The sequence below is a fragment of the Synechococcus sp. R50.1 genome, assembly GCF_047462115.1.
GTDB lineage: Bacteria > Cyanobacteriota > Cyanobacteriia > Thermostichales > Thermostichaceae > Thermostichus.
The window spans coordinates 1-17,828 of record NZ_JANSIN010000050.1; the positions used below are offsets into that span (position 1 = coordinate 1).

The following is a 17,828-nucleotide window of genomic DNA, read 5'->3' on the forward strand; positions in this document are numbered from 1 at the left end:
TTGTACACACATGAAAGCCGCCCTGTCGCGTCAGCGGGCCGTAGGCCTCAAGGGCGGGGCTTCAGACCCAGTTTTTTCGGTGACTGCGATTAGTGCGATTTGACATTCGAGTTGAGATTTGCCGGCTGGGATCCCGCAGCAGACGGCGCTTCATAAGGCCCAAGATCCGGCTAGCCTAGACTAGGGGATTATAAGGTTTACAAAGTTGAATATCAGCCAGCCAAATGTCGGGATCCCGGTACAGCCAAGAGGACGTGCAGCAGATCCTCCAGCGGGCCATTGCCCGCCAGCCACGCCTGGGCGAGTTCACCCGCTCCCAACTGCAGGAGATGGCTGCCGAACTGGGGATCTCCCCCCAAGAGCTGGACTTGGCCGAGCAGGAATGGAAGGCCTGGCAAGAGCTGAACAGCCAACACCGAGAATTCCAGCGCTACCGCCGTCGGCAGTTTTACCAACTGCTGGGCCGCTATGGAATTGTCAACAGCTTTTTGCTGGGCTTAGACTGGCTCTCCGGTGGAGGGCTATCTTGGTCGCTGTTTATACTCATGGGGTGGGGCTTGACCGTTGCCCTCAAGGGCTGGAACGCCTACCAAACGGAGGGTGAACGCTACGAGAAAGAGTTTCGCCAATGGCAAAGGAAACGCCAGAAAGATCTCCAGAGCAAGTAAGCCCAGCCTACCGGAGAAGTCTGTCCCGCTGATGGAGATGGATTTTTCTCCAAACTCTGAGTGGGAAGGGGCACCGCCGAGAGATGCTACCATAGATATTCAGCATCGCTGAATGCCCGTGCGGGCGTAGTTTAATGGTAAAACCGCAGTCTTCCAAACTGCTGTTGTCGGTTCGATTCCGTCCGCCCGCTTCCCAACACTGGGCAGGCCTTAAACTAAACCTCAAAACTCGCCTGCTGTAGGCCTTTCCGGGCCCAACCTAGCCCCAAGGCAACGGTTGAGTTCGGGGCGAAAAGTGTCTGCGAGGGGGGTGGAGAAGGAGCAAAGCAGGAGGAGTCTTGTGAGCTTTTGGTCTGACCGTGGCGTATCGCGGCTGGGGTGGTACTACCGTGGAAGGCGTTACCGGTTGTCGACGGGGGTGCCGGATACGACGGCAAGCCGGCGGGTGGAGTCGGAAGCTGGTTGCCTTGGTTAAGCTTCTCTAGGAGGAGCTAGATAAGGAAGACGCTTTCGGATCCCTATAGCCAAAGTACAGGGTATGTGGTTCCAAAAAGCATAGCTGGTTGAACCAAGCTGTGCTTTTTCCTCTCACAATCTGGCCGGTAATTTTTCTTAATCAGAACTTAATCTCAAAATAACTAGAAAATAACTTTTGGATGATTTTATTGAGGTATTCTGAGCTGTATTCAACTCCTAAAATAGGGGGAAACCTGGGAACCCCGAAGCCAAAGCTTCCCCCGGCTTCCTGCGAGTTTTGTAAGCGAAGTGGGATCCCTGCTACGCAGGGGGTGCTTCTATCCATATCCATGTGGTTGTGACTTATAGTGGCTGTGATAGATGTTGTCTGAAAAGCTGCAATACAGGCTTATTCTCCGGTGAATTTGGGCAATGCTCTCATTTGTGCCAGATCGGCAGTAAAGTGAGAGTAAATGCAAAAACCGATTTTGGAATGGTTAGGAGAATCACCGTGCGTCCTCTATCTTTGTTGGCGGTGCTTTGCAGCGTGGCTTTTGCCCAGCCTTTTGCGTGGGGATCCTTGAGCTCAGCCTGGGCTAAGCCTTCCGGGACGTTGCGTTTGTACACCTCCCAACCCGATGCAGATGCTCAGAAAACTGTTGCTGCATTTCGGGAAGTTTATCCAGAGGTTTCGGTGGAGATCTTTCGCTCCGGCACCGAGGAGGTGATCAGCCGCTTTCTTTTAGAAGCAGAAAAGGGCAGCCCCCAGGCAGATGTGTTGTTGGTGGCCGATGCGCCCACCTTTGAGCTGCTGAAAGCCCGCAATTTGCTGGAGTCCTACTGCAGCCCTGAGGCCAAAGCCATCGCTGCCACCTACTACGACCCAGACTGCCACTACTTCGGCACCAAGATCTTGGCCACGGTGATCGTTTACAACACGGCCAAAGCCCAGCCCATCGATAGCTGGGCAGCCCTGGCCCAGGTTCCTGAAGGCCAACTGGTGATGCCCAGCCCTACCTATTCGGGCGCCGCCGCCTACAACTTGGGGGTTATCACCCGCACCCCCGGCTTGGGCTGGGAGTGGTACGAAGCCCTGAAAAAGAACAAGGCAGTGCTGGTGCAAGGCAATGGCGCTGTGGCTCGCAACGTCGCCAGTGGCGAACAAAGCTACGGCATGGTGGTGGACTTTCTCGCCATTCGCAGCCGCAACGAGGGATCCCCAGTGGAGGTGGTCTATCCCAAGGAGGGTGTGCCATTGATTACAGAGCCGGTGGGAATTGTAAAAGGAACGCCCAACCTGGAAGCTGCCCAGGCTTTTGTGGACTTCTTGCTGTCTCAGAAGGGGCAGGAGGTTGCTGCAGGGATGGGCTATATGCCACTGCGGCAGGATGTCACACCTCCGAAAGGGTTCCCCGCCTTGAGCGAGCTGAAGATCTTAAGCGTGCCGGCGACGGAGTTGGCCGAGAGCCGCGAGGCCGACAAGGCTCGCTTTGCCAAGTTGTTTGGGGAATAGGTTGACATCAAGCTGGCCAGACGCTGGCCAAGTCTTGCGGTGGAAGGACTTGAGCAAAGGGTTGAGGCACCCCATTATCCCCTGGCTGGTGGCTGTAGCCGCCCTTGTGACTCTGACCCACGTCTATCCCCTCTGGAGGCTGCTGCAGCGGGCCTTGGGCGGCGAAGGTGAGAACATCCGCTGGTTGCTGGAAACGCCTCGCGTCCATCTGGCGCTACGCCATAGCCTTTGGGTGTCCGCGGCCTCAGCGGCGCTGGCTCTTGGGGCCGCTCTGCTGCTGGCGGTGCTCACCACCCAGACGGATCTGCCGGGCCGCGGGATCCTACGGCTGCTCTTTTTGTCTCCTCTGGTGATTCCGCCCCAGGTTTTGGCCTTGGCCTGGATCCAGTGGGCTGGGCCGGTGGGCTATCTGCAGCAGGGGCTGCGCTGGATTTTGGGAAAGCAGGGATCCCTGTGGAGCCTCTACACACCGGCGGGGATCATCCTGTTGCTGGCTCTTTTTGTGCTGCCGATTGCCTATCTGACGCTGGTGGCGGGCCTGAGCCGGCTCTCCAAGCAGGCTCAGGAGGCGGCCCAACTGGATGGGGCAAACCTGCTGCAGGTTTGGCTCTACGTCACGCTGCCTCTGTTACGGCCCTCTGTGGCGGCAGCAGCAGCACTGGCGTTCCTGGGGGCCTGGGGCAATTTCGGGATCCCGGCCTTGCTGGGGATCCCGGGGCGCTACCTGACCTTGCCCACTCTGCTGTACCAGGAGGTGATCAACTTCAGCGGCGATGGGTTTGGGCGCAGTGCGGCGCTGGCGTTGCTCTTTGGCCTGCCGGCCCTCTTCTTCTTGAGCTGGCCCCAGCGGAGTCAGGAGGGGTTGGATCCCGGCGAGGCGCCTCCGGATCCCTATCGCCTGGGCTGGCTGGGTTGGCTGCTCAGCGGGATCCTTTTCGCCGCAGCTCTGCTGGTCGTTCTTGGGCCCTTGCTGGCCATGGCTGCGACTGCCCTGCTGCGGGCCTATGGCCTGCCCCTGACCTGGTCTAACCTAACCCTGGAGCATTTCCGCATGGTTCTTTTTGATCTGGAGCGGGCCCGCCGCGCCACGCTGCACAGTTTGGGCTTGGCGGGAGGAGCGGCACTGCTCTGCAGCGGGATAGGGACGATCTTGGGCTATGCCCTGACCCGCTTGAAGGTGCCGCTGTTGGCCCTGCTCAGCTTCATCGTGGACTTGCCCTATGCCCTGCCGGGCCTGATTTTTGCTTTGTCTCTCATCTTGGTGTGGTTGCCTCCTCCCCTGCCGGGGCTGAGCCTCTACGGCACCCTATGGCTGATCCTGATGGCCTACCTGGGGCGGTTCTCGGCCCTGGCACTGCAGCCCCTGCAAGCGGCGTGGCGCAGCTTGGATACCAGCCTTGAGGAGGCAGCCAGTATTGACGGGGCCTCCCTGCTGCAAACCTTTCGCCACATCTTGGTGCCGCTGCTGGCGCCAGCCCTGACGGCGGCAGTGTTGCTGGTATTTCTGCAATCTTTTGCCGAGCTGACCCTCTCCGCCCTCTTGGTGACCTCCCGCTCGGAGACCTTTGGGTGGCTCATCTTTGGCTTGCAACAAGGGGGCTATACCCAGCAAGCGGCGGCCCTAAGTACCTTGCTGCTGATCGCGCTCTTTGCCCTGGCCGCGGGGATCCAGGCGCTGCGGCGGCATGCCAAGCCAAGCTGAGGAGGGGATCCCTGCAAATCCTTCACGGATTGGGGCCGATCGTGGTGGTGCGGCGGATGGGTTGACCCTTTAGAGTCTTGCCTTCTACTGTTTTCACCCAGCCTTGTCCTGGCACAAATCGGTACTGCACAGAGGACTGGGTGCCACCAAGCAGATCCCCTTCGGCATTGAAAACATGAGCCTCGCGCTGCCATTGTCCTGGCCCCGTCGGTGTGCCCCTCGATTCGGTGGTGCAGGTTTGGTCGCGGGCATTGCTGAATTGGCCGCTGCGCTGCCAGCCTTGCCCCGCTTGGCCCTCAGTAAGGCTTGAGCTGCTGCCTACCGTCTCGCCCTGGGCATTGTGCACCGTGGTGCTGCCCTGCCGTTGCCAGCCCTCATTCGTGCGGGTGGTGGTGTGCTGATGGTTCAGGTTCCAGGTCTGACCTTGTTGGGTAGTGACTTGGCCGGAGTAGTCTCCTTCCACCCCCTGACCGGGAATGAATTGCCGGGATCCCTGGCCGGAATAGGTGCCACTACCCGATCTGCCACTTGGCCCGGTGCCAGTGTAGGTGCCGGAGTGAGTGAAGGTGCGCCCACCGCGCGGGGCCAGGGATCCACCCGTTGGCGTGGTGGCTGTGGCAGTGCGTTGACGGGGGCGAGCCTGCGCAAAGGGAGCAAGCGCCATCAGGAGGGCAGTAACCAATAACAGGCAAAAGCTTGCGGTTTTCATTTTCATTCTCATTTTTCGAGACCCCTTGAGAAATTGCCAATCATGACCCAGGCTAGGTGCTCACCTCATCTGACTCTGACTTTGGCCTGAAGGTTCACTTCCCGAGGGGATCCCAGCCAGATATAACCTGCTCTTAATGTCGGTGCTGTAATCTCAGAGGTGCCTTTAGCGAATGCGACTGCATTTTTCTATGAACACCCGTCGTACTTTCCTGGCTGTTGCGGCTGGCCTGGTGGCTGCTTCTGCTGCTGCTCTTCTGGCTGCCGACAGCTTTGCTCAGTCTCCTGCCGAAGTCAAAGTTTGGATTGCCTTTACCGATAACCGCCTGGATTGGGCCCGCGGAAAAGCGGAAGAATTCAACAAGCAATTTCCTCAATACAAAGTTACGGTCGAAGGCTACGGCAACTACGAAGAAATTCAGCAAGCCACCGACCTGGCCATTCAACAAAATGCTGCTCCTTCGGTGGTGCAGTGGTTTGAGGTGGGCACCCAGCGGGCACGGGATTTTGGTTACTTCAAGTCCATTGCCGATGCTCTGGGCAATCGCACCGAAGTGAACGGGATCCCGGTGAATTTCGACGATTTTATTGAGCCGGTGGTGAGCTACTACACCCTGGATGGCAAATTTACGTCCATGCCCTGGAACAGCTCCAGCCCCATTCTCTACTCCAACACGGCCATCTTGAAGAAGGCAGGGATCGAAAAGCCGCCGGCCACCTGGCAGGAGCTAGAGGCTGCCTGTCAGAAGATCATGGCGCTTCCCGATGCGCCGCAGGGCTGCGTCACTTGGCCCAACCACGGTTGGTTCTACGAGCAATGGATGGCCCAGCAAAATGCCCTCTTGGCCAACAACGACAATGGCCGTGCCGCCCGTGCCACCCAGGTCTTTTTGGACTCGGAGCCCTCAATTGCCATCGCCACCTGGTGGAAAGGGATGCATGACAAAGGCTACTACATCTACAGCGGCAAGCAGCGGGATTGGGCAGCCACAGAGCAGGCCATCCAGACCGGTACCGTCGCCATGGCCATCACCAGCAGCGCCGATGCCGCCAACATCACCAATGCCGCCAAGCAGAACAACATCGAGCTGGTCACCACCCGCATGCCCTACAACGCCGACAAGGGTTGGACAGGCAACTTGATCGGGGGAGCCAGCCTCTGGTTGGTGAAGGATCTGCCCAAAGAGGTGGAAGAGGGGGCGCTGACCTTCATGCTGTGGCTCAATAACACCGAAAATGCTGCCGAGTGGCACCAAGTGACCGGCTACTTGCCCATTCGGAAAAGCTCGGTAGCTTTACTGGAGTCGAAGGGCTGGTTCAAGGAAAACCCCAACTTCTTCACCGCCAGCGACCAAATTAATAATTCCAAAGTGACCCCTGCCACCCGTGGGGCGCTGCTGGGGGCCTTCCCTGAGATTCGCAACGTGGTAACCCAAACCATGGAGGATCTCATGGTGAAGGGCGGGGATCCAGCCCAGGCTATGGCCAAGGCCAACCAGGAGGCCAACCGCCTTCTAGCCGAGTACAACTCCCTCTACCAGTAACCTGGATGTCAATGGGCTGACGGTGTCATTGAGGGATGGGGGTGGGCGGCAGCCTGCCCCTTTTTGGGTTTTGACGAGGCTCTTGTGAAGAGCAAAGCCGAGGTGAGAGGCATGTTGGGATTCGTCCAAGTGTTGGTGCCGCTGTTGGCAGGGTTGCTGGGATCCCTCTGGATGGGGCTCCGTTTTCGACGCATCGAGTGGCCTGTGCCGGTGGGGGCAGTGCTGGGGGGCCTAGCAGGAGGGCTGGGATCCCTGATTTTTATGGCGCCCCTGGATTTTTGCACTTTTGAGCCGGAGCGCAAGGCCATCGACATGGCCTTTGGCGTGGGGCTGGTGCTGGCGGGCATGGCCATTCCCCTCTGGCCGCTGTTGGCGTGGACGCAGAAGGAGCAGGAGCGCCGCCTGGGGATCCCCGGCCCAGCTGTTCAGGAGAGGGGCATCTTTAAGCAGTGGTGGCTGGCGTGGCTGCTCTTGTTGCCCACCTTCACGATCTTGGTGGTGTTTCTCTACTACCCAGGGCTGGATACCTTCCGCCTTTCCACCCTGCTCACGTTTGTGGGGGCGCCGCGCAGCCGCTTCGTCTGTGTGGACAATTTCACCGGTCTGCTGACGGATGCCACCTATTTGCGTAGCCTCGGCATTACCTTTGCCATTTCGGCGGCCATTGTGGTGCTGGGGTTGAGCGGATCCCTGTTGATTGCCACGCTGGCCTACCAGCCGATTCGAGGGGCGGCGATTTATCGGGTGTTGCTGATCTGGCCCTACGCCATTTCTCCAGCGGTGGCCGGGATCATCTTCTTTATCATGTTCAACCCCTTGGGAGGGGTGGCCAACCATTTGCTGGGCCTGGTGGGGATCCCCCGTTTAAACTGGCTCAGCGATCCCAACTTGGCCCCTTGGGTGGTGATCTTTGCTAGCGTTTGGAAGCAGATGGGCTACAACATTTTGTTTTACCTTGCCGGCCTGCAAAACCTGCCCAAGGATCTGCTGGAGGCGGCTGCCATTGATGGAGCCGGGGCTGTGCGTCGCTTTTTTGCCATCACCCTACCGCTGCTTTCTCCCATCACCTTCTTTTTGGTGATTACCAACATGACCTATGCGTTTTTCGATATCTTTGGCACCATCGATTTGCTAACTGCCGGAGGCCCTTCCGGATCCACCTCGGTGTTGATCTACGAGATCTACAAAATTGGAGTGTCTTCTGGCAATTTGGGCAGGGCTGCCGCACAATCCATTGTCCTGTTTTTCCTTGTGGTGGGCTTGACAGTCCTGCAATTTCGCACCACCGAGCGGAATGTGACCTACGGCGGATAAGGGCTGTCTCTGCTGCAACGCCATCCAAGTTCTCAGCAGCTCCCACGTGATGAGCAAGGGAAAAATCGGCAAAAATGGGGGCAGAGAACCTAGGGATCCCCAATGGCTGCAAAATCCAACCCCTTGACCTGCTGGCACGACTTCGGAAAGCTGGGCATCCTGCTAGTGGTCACTTTGCTGCTTTGGCTCCTCTGGGGATCCCCGGCGGGCAGCCAAACCCGTCTCAACTTCAACAACGCCGATCTGCAGGGTCAGGATTTGTCCGGCCAAGATTGGCGGGGCAGCAGCTTTGTCAGTGCCAACCTGCAGGGCGCCGATCTGCACGGGGCCAACCTTGCGGGGGCGGCATTCACCAAAGCCAACCTGGCAGGGGCCAATCTATCCGGTGCCGACTTGAGCAATAGCCTCTTGGATCTGGCCAATTTGGCAGGAGCCGATCTCAGGGGGGCCAACCTCACGGGAGCCATTGCCGCGCGGGCAGTTTGGCAGGGCGCGCAGATTGCCGGCGCCGATTTCAGCGAAGCCTATGTGGATCGGGCGGCGAAGCGGCAGTTGTGTGAGCAAGCTGAGGGATCCCACCCGGTAACCGGTGTAACCACCCGCGAGAGCTTGAGCTGTCCTGGAAACCCACCCCAAAACCCGCAACCACGGCAAACGTGAAGAAAACAGGATCCCTGAACCCGGTCGGTCGGATTGGCCTCTAGATTGGGTGAGGTGTCGATAGTGCCCAACTATGAGCAAGCCCAGCTTTGCGGTGATCGGCCTGGCGGTGATGGGGGAAAACTTGGCCCTCAACATCGAGCGCAACGGCTTTCCGGTTGCCGTCTACAACCGCACCAGCTCCAAAACCGACCAATTCATGCGGGAGCGAGCCCAAGGCAAACAGATCACCCCCGCCTACAGCTTGCCGGAACTGGTGCAACTGATGGAGCGGCCCCGCAAATTCTTGATCATGGTCAAGGCGGGTGCGCCGGTCGATGCGGTGATCGACGAGCTTAAACCCCTGCTGGATCCGGGGGATATCATCATCGACGGCGGCAACTCCCTCTACACCGACACCGATCGCCGTGCCGAAGCCCTAGCTCCCACCGGGATCCACTTTGTCGGCATGGGGGTGAGCGGCGGGGAAGAGGGCGCCCTGAACGGCCCCAGCCTCATGCCCGGCTGTAGCCCAGAGGCTTACCAACAACTGGAGCCCATCTTGACCAAAATTGCTGCTCAAGTGGCGGATGGCCCTTGCGTCACCTACCTGGGGCCAAAAGGGGGCGGGCACTACGTGAAGATGGTGCACAACGGCATCGAATACGGCGATATGCAACTGATCGCCGAGGTCTATGACCTAATGCGCAGGGCCTTGAAGCTGTCGGCCTCGCAGATGCAGGAGATTTTTCAGGCTTGGAATGAAACGGAGCTGGAATCTTTCCTGATTGAAATTACCGCCAAGATTTTCCAAACCCTGGATCCGGAAACCGGCAAGCCTTTGGTGGATCTCATCCTGGATAAGGCCGGGCAGAAAGGCACCGGTTTGTGGACGGTCAAAGATGCTCTGGATCTGGGGGTAGCGGTGCCCACCATCGAGGCGGCAGTGCAAGCTCGTATCCTCTCGTCGATGAAAGAGGAGCGGGTGGCTGCCTCTGCCCAGTTGAAAGGGCCGGACGCCACTTTTGAAGGGGATCCCGATCGCTTTATCCAAGATCTGCGCGCCGCCCTCTACTGCTCCAAAATCTGCTCCTATGCGCAGGGGATGGCCCTGCTCAAAAGAGCCACTGTTGCCCACGGCTACGTCTACACCTTCAGTGAGATTCCGCGGATTTGGAAGGGGGGCTGTATCATCCGCGCCCGCTTCCTGGGCGAGATCCAGTCGGCCTACAAACGGGATCCAGAGCTGGTGAACCTGCTGTTGGATGAGGAATTCGAGCAGGCCATCCGGGAGCGGCAGGGATCCTGGCGGCGGGTGGTGTCCACGGCGGCTGCCCTGGGGATCCCGATCCCGGCCATCAGCGCTTCCTTGGCCTACTACGACAGCTACCGTACCGCCAACCTGCCCCAGAACCTCACCCAAGCCCAGCGGGACTTCTTCGGGGCCCACACCTTCGAGCGCATCGACAGGCCGGGCGTCTTTCACCATGAGTGGAGCACCTGTTCCCGTTAGCAACGGGTAGCATGAGGAGGTCTTGGGATCCCTCTCTGGCCGGGGATCCGGAGGCGGGAGAATCTGTTTGATTTGATATGGACATTAAATTGGCCGTGAATGGCACCCTGATGCGGGGGCTACCCCTCAATGAGAACCTACTGCAAATTGGGGGTCGCTTTGTGCGGGAAGCCCAAACAGCCGCTTGTTATCGGCTTTGGTCCATCGACGGTCTTTATCCAGGCATGGTACGGGTTTGCCAGGGCGGTTCTGCAATTGCTCTGGAGATTTGGGAAATCCCTGCCCATGGGTTGGGTCAACTCCTTTTGCAAGAGCCGCCAGGCTTGTCAGTGGGCCGCATTCTTTTGGCAGAAGGGGAGGAAGTGCTGGGGATCCTAGCCGAACCCTACCTGTGTGAGGGGCAATTGGACATCACCGCTTGGGGGGGGTGGCGAGCCTACATCGCTTCCAGAAATAGACAGGAATAATCGCATTTCACCAGCTTTTCCCAGTCGCAGCTTCGACATCAGTTGACCCGCTGGGGATCCCGCCACAGTACCTGGCCCTGCCGCATCGTCAGCACCACATCTGCCGGGGTAACCCGAGTGAGAATCGACGCAATTAGATGACGACTGGCCCGCAAATGAGGACGGGTGAAGTCCAGCACCACCAAATCGGCGGGCAGCCCCACATCCAAATAGCCGTACACATCGGATCCCAGTAGAGGCCGTAAATGTCGGATGTTGCTGGTCACCATCTTCAAAATCTCGACTGGATCAGGGCGCACCGCATCTCCAAACTGGCTTTTGGCCACTTTGTAGGTGAAATCCAGCTCTGCCAAAAGGTTCGGGCTATTCAAAAGTCCGTTGTCGGTGCCTAGCAAGAGATTGGCCTCACTCTCCAGCAGGCGGGCAATCGGCGGGAGAGGCAGTCCCAAGTTGGCATTGGCCCGTGGGTTCAAAACGACATTCACCCGATGCCGGGAGAGCAATTGAATTTCCGCTGCGTTGGCCACCGTTGCGTGAATCACCCAATGGGGACGGTAAAAATCAAGAGCACGCTCCAAATCTCCCCGTCCGGCGATGGCCAGACTGACCTCTCGATACCCCTCATTTTCCAGACAGTGGATGGCCCGCAGCTTGCCTATTTTCTCGGTCAGGTCGTGGATCTGCCGCCAGGCGGGTTCCGTCAAATCGTTCAGGGTGCTCTCGGAAAATCCATCTGCTACTGCCAGAATCTCTTGCAATTCTTGATAGGCTTGGGGGTTTAAGGGATCCCGATTTTGCCGCAATTGCTCCTCACTGAAAGGGAGGCTCTCAAACTGGCCCAAGATCACTGAGTGGATCCCGGTTTGGGCTGCAGCTTCCCGCAACAGTTGGCAGCCGTAGACCCCCTGCTCGCGAAAATCGATGTGTCGGATGGTGCCCGTTGCCGCCATGTAGCGCAGGTGAGCGGCGATGTGTTCCAGGTGCTGTTGCGGCGACTGTTTGGCTAACTCTCGATATTTGTAGCCGTCAGGTCGGAAGAACCCCTCTTCCAAAGTCAGGCCTGTCGCCCCATCCGGCAGACAGCTATCCCCCATGTGGGTGTGGCTGTTGGTGAAAGCCGGCAAAATCACCCAGGATCTCTGTTCCAACCCAACAATGGGATCCCCCAGTTCCATGCAGGTAACGGTGTCTTGTTCTACCCCGAAGCGGGAGCAGCGATGGGGAACCAGATCCGGGCCGGCCAGAACAACACCCTCTTGCCATTGAAAACCCATAAAACCCACTCGCAAAACTCATCAGACTTGAGAATGTTATCAGTGCCAAAAACGGGCTAACCGAACTTTGGGTGAGCGGGAAGGACTTTTGCCAGCATAAAGTGAAGCATCAAAACTTTGAATCGAGAAAACTGTAATTTAGACTACCAAAACTTCTCGATAGAGGCTATTAAATCCAGTAGTTGCTGCCAGGGGTTCAGCAGAGGTTCAGAACCTCACCGAGTCTGCTGGGTCTCGTCTTTCCAGAAAGCTTATTCACGAATAGGATTCTCAACATGAGCCGGCCATTGTTTCGTCATCTGTACACTCGTAGGCAGCTCCTTCGCTCTGGTGCTGCCGCCGCTGCCATCACCTTGACCTCACAGTTGTGGCGTGCCCAGGCCCAGAACAAGAAAGAGATCACCATCGGCTTTATTTACGTTGGCCCCAAAGATGACTTTGGCTGGAACCAGGCCCATGCAGAGGGAAAAGTTGGCTTGTCCAGCCTAACTTGGGTGAAAACCGTTGAAGAAGAAAATGTGCCGGAAACGGTGGCCGTGGAAGAATCCATGCGGGCCATGATCGAGCAAGATGGGGCAACGGTACTCTTTCCCACTTCTTTTGGCTACTACGATCCCCATATCTTGCGGGTAGCCAAGGAATATTCAGAGGTACAATTCTTTCACGCCGGTGGACTTTACATTGAGGGAGTGCATCCGAAAAACGTCGGTAGCTACTTCGGCTACTTGGATGAAGGCCACTACATCAACGGGGTGCTGGCCGGTTCCATGACCAAAAGCAACCGCCTTGGGTTTATCGCCGCCAAACCCATTCCCATTGTGTTGCGCAACATCAACAGCTTTACCTTAGGAGCCAAGAGTGTCAACCCCAACATCACCACTCAGGTGATCTTTACGGGAGATTGGGCTCTACCTGTCAAAGAGGCAGAAGCTGCCAACAGCATGGCCGACCAAGGCATCGATGTGCTCACCTGCCATGTGGACAGTCCCAAAATCGTTATCGAAACAGCAGAGCGGCGAGGTCTGATGAGCTGTGGTCACAACACCAGCCAAGCGGCGCTGGCTCCCAAGGGCTATTTGACGGGCGCTGAATACGACTGGACAAGCGTCTATACCCAGTTTGCCGAAGCCATCCAGGCGGGCAAAACCCTGATGAACGGTGGGATCCCCCACCTCATTCGGGGGGGTATCAAAGAGAAATTCATTAAAACTTCCCCCTGGGGATCGGCAGCCAGCGATGAGGCCAAAAAAGCTGGAGAAGCGGCCCTTGCCCAGTTGCAAGCTGGCTCGTTGGTCATTTACAAAGGCCCTCTCAAAGACAATACCGGCAAAGAGGTGATCCCTGCCGGAGTGGAATACGGCCAGCGGGCAATCGAGCTGGAATCCATGGACTACCTGGTGGAAGGCGTGATCGGGAGTATCTCTAGCTGATGGCTACCACCTCTTCTGCTGTTTCCCGCTCGGTTCCGCTGCGGTGGCGCTCCAGCCTTGAGCCGATCCTACTGCCCTTTGGGGCTTTGTTGGCCTCGCTGTTGATCTTCGGCTTGTTTTGTGCCATGGCCGGCGCAAATCCCTTCGCCGTCTATGGCTCCATCTACAGAGCTGCCTTCGGCAGTTGGTTCTCTTGGCAAAATACTCTGCAACGGGCGGCTCCCCTGATGCTCACCTCCCTGTGTACCATCCTGCCGGCCCGCATGGGGCTGGTGATCATCGGCAATGAAGGAGCTCTGGTGATGGGGGGGGTGGCAGCTGTGGCGATGGGGCTGTGGGCGGGATCCCTGGCTCCACCCGTGGTCGTTTTCCTGATGGCCTTGGCGGGCATGGTGGCCGGTGGCCTGTGGATCATGGTGGTGGGGGCACTGCGCCACTACCGGGGTGTGAATGAAACCATCAGCAGCCTGTTGATGAACTACATTGCCATTGCCCTGATGAACCATTGGGTGGGGGGGCCGCTGCGGGATCCCAGTTTCTTGAGCAAGCCCTCCAGCTTTGCCGTTGACGAGGCCAACATGTTGGGTCGGCTATGGGGCACCCGCATCCACTTCGGCTTGGTCTATGGCATCGTTGCCTGCCTGGTTGCCTATGTGTTGATTCAACGCACCACGTTGGGTTTTTCGGTGCGCACAATAGGGGGTAACCCAAAGGTGGCCCGAATGGTGGGGATTGCTGTCGGTAAACTCACACTGTTAATCACCTTTCTGGCCGGCTCCTGTGCCGGCTTGGCGGGCATGGTAGAGGTGGCTGCCGTACACGGGCGGGCCAATGAGTCCTTGACTGTGGGCTATGGCTACAGCGGCGTTCTGGTGGCCTTTGTCGCTCGACAAAACCCAGCCGCAGCAGTGGCGATGGCTATCCTCCTGGGAGGGATCCTGGCCAGCGGCAGCATTTTGCAGCGCTCCCACAATTTGCCGGATGCTACTGTGTTGGTGTTTCAGGGCATTGTCTTTTTGCTGATTCTCTACAGCGAATCCCTCTACGGGCGCTTCGACTTTTTTCGGGATCGAGAACCCTCAGAACCAGCCTAGATAACTGGCCCCCGAAGTAGCAATGATTTGGTCAAGTAACCAATTCAGTGGTCAGGAGAAAAACTCAGATGGAAACAGAAGCCCTAGGATGGTGGGGGATCCCCTTGGCGGTGATCGCCGGAACCTTGCGGGGAAGTGCGCCTTTTTTGTTCGTCAGCTTGGGGGAGTGTCTGACGGAAAAAAGCGGCAAAATCAACCTCGGCCTAGAGGGATCCCTGTTGATGGGGGCAATGAGCGCCTACGCCATCTCCTTCCTCACCCAAAACACGGCAGGCAGTGTGGTCGCGCCTTGGTTAGGGGTATTGGTGGCCGGGTTTGCCGGTTTAGCCTTGGGAGGGATCCACGCCTTTTTGGCCCAACAACCTCGGGTTAACGATGTTGCGGTGGGCATTGCTATGATCATCCTTGGCAGTGGAATGGCCTTTTACCTGGGCAAACCCTTCATTCAGCCCGCAGCCCCCCGGCTACCTGCCTTTGAGTTGGGAAATTGGAGCAGCAGTCCTGCCATTCAAGCTGCCCTAAAACTGAGCCCACTTCTGCTGCTGGGGATCCTCCTGGCCTTTGTCATGCACTGGTTCTTTCGCTCCACTCGTTGGGGCCTATTCGTGCGGGCTGTGGGCGACAACCCCGATGCAGCACGGGCCATGGGGATCTCGGTGCCCAAGGTAAGGGCTCTGTGCATCATGGCAGGCAGCTTCTTGGCAGCCGTGGGAGGAGCTTACCTGTCCCTATACTACCCCGGCAGTTGGACAGAACGCATTTCCAGCGGACAAGGCTTGATGGCCGTGGCCCTGGTGATCTTTGCCAAGTGGAACCCGTTGCAGTGTTTATTGGCTGCTTTTTTGTTCGGCGGAGCTCAGGCGATTGGGCCAGCCTTGCAGTCGGTGGGTGTGCAGTCCAACTACTACCTGTGGAATGCCGCTCCCTACGTGCTGACCTTGGGGATCATGATCCTGACCAGTTCTCCGCGGCGAACCCTGGCAGGCATGCCTGGGGCCTTGGGCACCGGGAAGTAGCCGACTGGCTATAGTCGAAGTGAACCCGATTTAGGGATCCCTGGTTATGACCGCTGTACAAACCCGACCTGCCAATACCCTGACTCTGAGAGAGGTTCACGAGCTCTTAGGGCTGTGTCGGGGAGATTCTTTAGAGTTCGAGGAAAAACTGGACTTACCCCCTTTGACTGAACGGGAGATTGAGGAGCTGACCCAACTCCAGGAATTGTATTTTAGCTATCTGGCCGATGACACTCTGAATGAAGGGCAAGTCAAATTTCTGTTTGTTTCTCCACTTCTCAAACTGGCAGGCTTTCTATCGAGCGACATCAAAATTAATCTAGAAGAAAATATTGCCGATATTATCGTTGAGGAGGAAGAAGGCCAAGTTGCCATCAAAGGTCGTGTAGACTTACTCGCCATTAGAAGAGGAGCAAGAGAGAGCTTTTGGATCCTCGTGATAGAAACCAAGGGAGGAACAGTAGCTACAAGCCTGGCCATCGCCCAATTATTGACCTATGCTTACAAAGGAATAAAAAATCAAGAATTTGTTTGGGGATTAGCTACAAATGGAGAAGACTACCAATTTATCTTGTTACAGCAAGGTTCACCCATTACCTACCATTATCTACCTAAGCTGGGATTGCTAGATAGCAAATCGATACATCGGCTTTTACAAGTTCTTAAATCCATTCGACTAACTCTCTAACCCATTCCATCTTCATCAGCAAAGGATTTGATCATGAGTGGACTCGGTGGCCTGAATAAAACTCCCAACGGTGTTGTATTGGGACTGGTGCAACTGCAGCTACCCAATGTGGTTACTCCCGATGATCTGGCGGCGCAAACCCAAAAGATAGTCAGTATGGTGGGGAAGGCTCGCCGCAGCATGCCCAGCATGGATTTGGTGGTCTTTCCGGAGTACTCTCTGCACGGCCTGTCGATGGACACTAATCCGGAGATCATGTGCCGACTGGATGGACCAGAGGTAGCTGCCTTCAGTGCCGCCTGCCGAGAGAACGATATTTGGGGCTGCTTCTCAATCATGGAATACAACCCGCAGGGTAATCCCTATAACAGCGGCATTATTCTCGACAATCGAGGGAACCTACAACTGTACTATCGCAAGCTGCATCCTTGGGTTCCCGTCGAACCTTGGGAGCCGGGAAATTTAGGGATCCCTGTCTGTGATGGCCCGAATGGCTCAAAGATTGCCCTGATCATTTGTCATGATGGCATGTTTCCAGAAATGGCCCGCGAGTGTGCCTACAAAGGGGCCGAGATTATGTTGCGCACTGCCGGATATACTGCCCCCATTCGCCACAGTTGGCAAATTACCAATCAGGCCAATGCCTTTTGCAATTTGATGGTGACGGCCTCGGTGTGTATGTGTGGGTCGGATGGCACGTTTGATTCTATGGGGGAGGGCATGATCTGCAACTTTGATGGCACCCCCCTGGTCATGGGATCCCATCGCCCTGATGAAATCATTACTGGCGAAGTGCGCCCAGATTTGGTGCGGGAAGCTCGCATCCATTGGGGTGTGGAAAACAACATTTATCAATTCGGACACCGTGGCTATGTGGCCGTCAAAGGCGGAGCCCAAGATTGCCCCTACACCTACATGCAGGATTTGGTGAATGGGGCCTATCGCCTGCCCTGGGAAGAGAAAGTGATCCACAAAGATGGCAGCGCCTGTGGATTTCCTCCTGCCACCCGCCTTTACCAGGAATCCTCCCTCACCGAGGCAGCTTATACTGGCTCTACTTGAAGATTTCGTCGATACTAGAGACACTACACCCGCGTAGACTGGGCAGATGAGGAGTTTAAGCAGGCCCTCCAGGAACGGCAGGGATCCTGGCGGCGGGTGGTGTCCACAGCGGCTGCCTTGGGAATCCCGTTCGCGTCAGTGGTGCGGAGCACTTTCCCGGCCATCAGCGCTTCCTTGGCCTACTACGACAGCTACCGTACCGCCAACCTGCCCCAGAACCTCACCCAAGCCCAGCGGGACTTCTTCGGGGCCCACACCTTTGAGCGCATCGACAGGCCGGGCGTCTTTCACCATGAGTGGAATGCCAGTTCGCGTTAGCAATGCCTAGCATGAGGTGTTCTCCAATCGCCTTCCACTCAGGAGAAGAATGGATGGCGAGCAGCCCAGCTCCGGCCAAAACAAGCCTCTAGACCTGTAGGCGAAAGGACTCCGCTCCACTAGCGCATTTGCCGAAGCCTCATGTGGCGATATAGTTGTTTCAGTTTAGGCTGAGACAGACGGGCTACTGAGAAAAACCTTCTGGCCTTCTGTATTCAAGGTTCTGGTTGTGGGTTCAATGTCCTAGGTCGTGTTGATCTTATGTTGAGATAGAGAGAATAATTTATGGAGGAAAGAGGATGAAGTTGGTTTTTTAGATGAAAACAAATGGCAGAAGATATTGGCTTTTTACAGACAGAAGAGAGAGTTAACATTGGGAAAGAAGCAAACTGCAAACAGTTTATTGAAGCAGTTCTTTGGAT

At 56.9% G+C, this 17,828-nt stretch carries 15 protein-coding genes, 1 tRNA gene and 2 pseudogenes; 16 read left to right on the plus strand and 2 right to left on the minus strand.

Annotation, left to right across the window (positions count from 1 at the left end; genetic code table 11):
* Window positions 1-224 precede the first annotated feature (224 nt).
* From NW870_RS10915 to NW870_RS10930, 4 genes are all read left to right on the plus strand, one after another.
* Window positions 225-668, plus strand: coding sequence for a 2TM domain-containing protein (locus NW870_RS10915; protein WP_011434035.1), 444 nt, complete (start codon window positions 225-227; stop codon window positions 666-668).
* Between the two features lie 120 nt (window positions 669-788).
* Window positions 789-859: transfer RNA gene (locus tag NW870_RS10920), tRNA-Gly, on the plus strand.
* 776 nt (window positions 860-1,635) lie between these two features.
* Window positions 1,636-2,637: an ABC transporter substrate-binding protein gene (locus NW870_RS10925; RefSeq protein ID WP_414357554.1), complete on the plus strand. Its 1,002-nt coding sequence runs from the start codon at window positions 1,636-1,638 to the stop codon at window positions 2,635-2,637.
* Window positions 2,638-2,698: 61 nt separating this feature from the next.
* Window positions 2,699-4,339, plus strand: a complete 1,641-nt coding sequence (locus tag NW870_RS10930) for an ABC transporter permease (RefSeq protein WP_414342291.1) — start codon at window positions 2,699-2,701, stop codon at window positions 4,337-4,339.
* A gap of 22 nt (window positions 4,340-4,361) precedes the next feature.
* On the opposite strand, the gene NW870_RS10935 is transcribed toward NW870_RS10930, so the two are convergent.
* Window positions 4,362-5,048, minus strand: coding sequence for a hypothetical protein (locus NW870_RS10935; RefSeq protein WP_414357555.1), 687 nt, complete (start codon window positions 5,046-5,048; stop codon window positions 4,362-4,364).
* Between the two features lie 190 nt (window positions 5,049-5,238).
* Here NW870_RS10935 and NW870_RS10940 point away from each other — a divergent pair, with 190 nt between their 5' ends.
* From NW870_RS10940 to NW870_RS10960, 5 genes are all read left to right on the plus strand, one after another.
* A complete protein-coding gene (locus NW870_RS10940; protein WP_414375294.1) occupies window positions 5,239-6,591 on the plus strand; it encodes an ABC transporter substrate-binding protein in 1,353 nt (450 codons plus the stop codon).
* A gap of 111 nt (window positions 6,592-6,702) precedes the next feature.
* Entirely contained in the window at window positions 6,703-7,905 is a 1,203-nt protein-coding gene (locus NW870_RS10945; RefSeq protein WP_414375296.1) for a carbohydrate ABC transporter permease, read from the plus strand.
* 102 nt (window positions 7,906-8,007) lie between these two features.
* Window positions 8,008-8,565, plus strand: a complete 558-nt coding sequence (locus NW870_RS10950; RefSeq protein ID WP_414357558.1) for a pentapeptide repeat-containing protein — start codon at window positions 8,008-8,010, stop codon at window positions 8,563-8,565.
* A gap of 73 nt (window positions 8,566-8,638) precedes the next feature.
* A complete protein-coding gene (gene gndA / locus NW870_RS10955) occupies window positions 8,639-10,057 on the plus strand; it encodes an NADP-dependent phosphogluconate dehydrogenase (RefSeq protein ID WP_414357559.1) in 1,419 nt (472 codons plus the stop codon).
* Window positions 10,058-10,134: 77 nt separating this feature from the next.
* On the plus strand, window positions 10,135-10,524 hold the full coding sequence (locus tag NW870_RS10960; RefSeq protein WP_099812288.1) for a gamma-glutamylcyclotransferase: 390 nt from the start codon (window positions 10,135-10,137) through the stop codon (window positions 10,522-10,524).
* A gap of 38 nt (window positions 10,525-10,562) precedes the next feature.
* On the opposite strand, the gene NW870_RS10965 is transcribed toward NW870_RS10960, so the two are convergent.
* A complete protein-coding gene (locus NW870_RS10965; protein WP_414357560.1) occupies window positions 10,563-11,798 on the minus strand; it encodes an amidohydrolase family protein in 1,236 nt (411 codons plus the stop codon).
* A gap of 275 nt (window positions 11,799-12,073) precedes the next feature.
* Here NW870_RS10965 and NW870_RS10970 point away from each other — a divergent pair, with 275 nt between their 5' ends.
* The 7 genes and pseudogenes from NW870_RS10970 to NW870_RS11000 form a co-directional block, all read left to right on the plus strand.
* Window positions 12,074-13,228, plus strand: coding sequence for a BMP family ABC transporter substrate-binding protein (locus NW870_RS10970; RefSeq protein ID WP_414375297.1), 1,155 nt, complete (start codon window positions 12,074-12,076; stop codon window positions 13,226-13,228).
* Window positions 13,228-14,322: an ABC transporter permease gene (locus NW870_RS10975; protein WP_414357562.1), complete on the plus strand. Its 1,095-nt coding sequence runs from the start codon at window positions 13,228-13,230 to the stop codon at window positions 14,320-14,322. The genes NW870_RS10970 and NW870_RS10975 overlap by 1 nt, the downstream gene beginning before the upstream one ends.
* 68 nt (window positions 14,323-14,390) lie before the next feature.
* On the plus strand, window positions 14,391-15,338 hold the full coding sequence (locus NW870_RS10980; protein ID WP_414357563.1) for an ABC transporter permease: 948 nt from the start codon (window positions 14,391-14,393) through the stop codon (window positions 15,336-15,338).
* Window positions 15,339-15,384: 46 nt separating this feature from the next.
* Window positions 15,385-16,026 (plus strand): restriction endonuclease subunit R, encoded by a 642-nt coding sequence (locus NW870_RS10985; protein ID WP_414357564.1) that lies wholly within the window; start codon window positions 15,385-15,387, stop codon window positions 16,024-16,026.
* 33 nt (window positions 16,027-16,059) lie between these two features.
* Window positions 16,060-17,088, plus strand: coding sequence for a formamidase (locus NW870_RS10990; protein WP_414357565.1), 1,029 nt, complete (start codon window positions 16,060-16,062; stop codon window positions 17,086-17,088).
* A gap of 51 nt (window positions 17,089-17,139) precedes the next feature.
* A pseudogene (locus NW870_RS10995) lies at window positions 17,140-17,406 on the plus strand (NADP-dependent phosphogluconate dehydrogenase); the annotation flags it as partial.
* 337 nt (window positions 17,407-17,743) lie between these two features.
* Window positions 17,744-17,828, plus strand: a pseudogene (locus NW870_RS11000) (IS5/IS1182 family transposase); the annotation flags it as partial.

Excerpts from the sequence above, each read along its gene's own strand:
- NW870_RS10915 (WP_011434035.1), top strand. The coding sequence starts at position 225 with ATGTCGGGATCCCGGTACAGCCAAGAGGACGTGCAGCAGATCCTCCAG.
- NW870_RS10935 (WP_414357555.1), bottom strand. The coding sequence starts at position 5,048 with ATGAAAACCGCAAGCTTTTGCCTGTTATTGGTTACTGCCCTCCTGATG.
- NW870_RS10940 (WP_414375294.1), top strand. The coding sequence starts at position 5,239 with ATGAACACCCGTCGTACTTTCCTGGCTGTTGCGGCTGGCCTGGTGGCT.
- NW870_RS10945 (WP_414375296.1), top strand. The coding sequence starts at position 6,703 with ATGTTGGGATTCGTCCAAGTGTTGGTGCCGCTGTTGGCAGGGTTGCTG.
- NW870_RS10950 (WP_414357558.1), top strand. The coding sequence starts at position 8,008 with ATGGCTGCAAAATCCAACCCCTTGACCTGCTGGCACGACTTCGGAAAG.
- gndA (WP_414357559.1), top strand. The coding sequence starts at position 8,639 with ATGAGCAAGCCCAGCTTTGCGGTGATCGGCCTGGCGGTGATGGGGGAA.
- NW870_RS10960 (WP_099812288.1), top strand. The coding sequence starts at position 10,135 with ATGGACATTAAATTGGCCGTGAATGGCACCCTGATGCGGGGGCTACCC.
- NW870_RS10965 (WP_414357560.1), bottom strand. The coding sequence starts at position 11,798 with ATGGGTTTTCAATGGCAAGAGGGTGTTGTTCTGGCCGGCCCGGATCTG.
- NW870_RS10970 (WP_414375297.1), top strand. The coding sequence starts at position 12,074 with ATGAGCCGGCCATTGTTTCGTCATCTGTACACTCGTAGGCAGCTCCTT.
- NW870_RS10975 (WP_414357562.1), top strand. The coding sequence starts at position 13,228 with ATGGCTACCACCTCTTCTGCTGTTTCCCGCTCGGTTCCGCTGCGGTGG.
- NW870_RS10980 (WP_414357563.1), top strand. The coding sequence starts at position 14,391 with ATGGAAACAGAAGCCCTAGGATGGTGGGGGATCCCCTTGGCGGTGATC.
- NW870_RS10985 (WP_414357564.1), top strand. The coding sequence starts at position 15,385 with ATGACCGCTGTACAAACCCGACCTGCCAATACCCTGACTCTGAGAGAG.
- NW870_RS10990 (WP_414357565.1), top strand. The coding sequence starts at position 16,060 with ATGAGTGGACTCGGTGGCCTGAATAAAACTCCCAACGGTGTTGTATTG.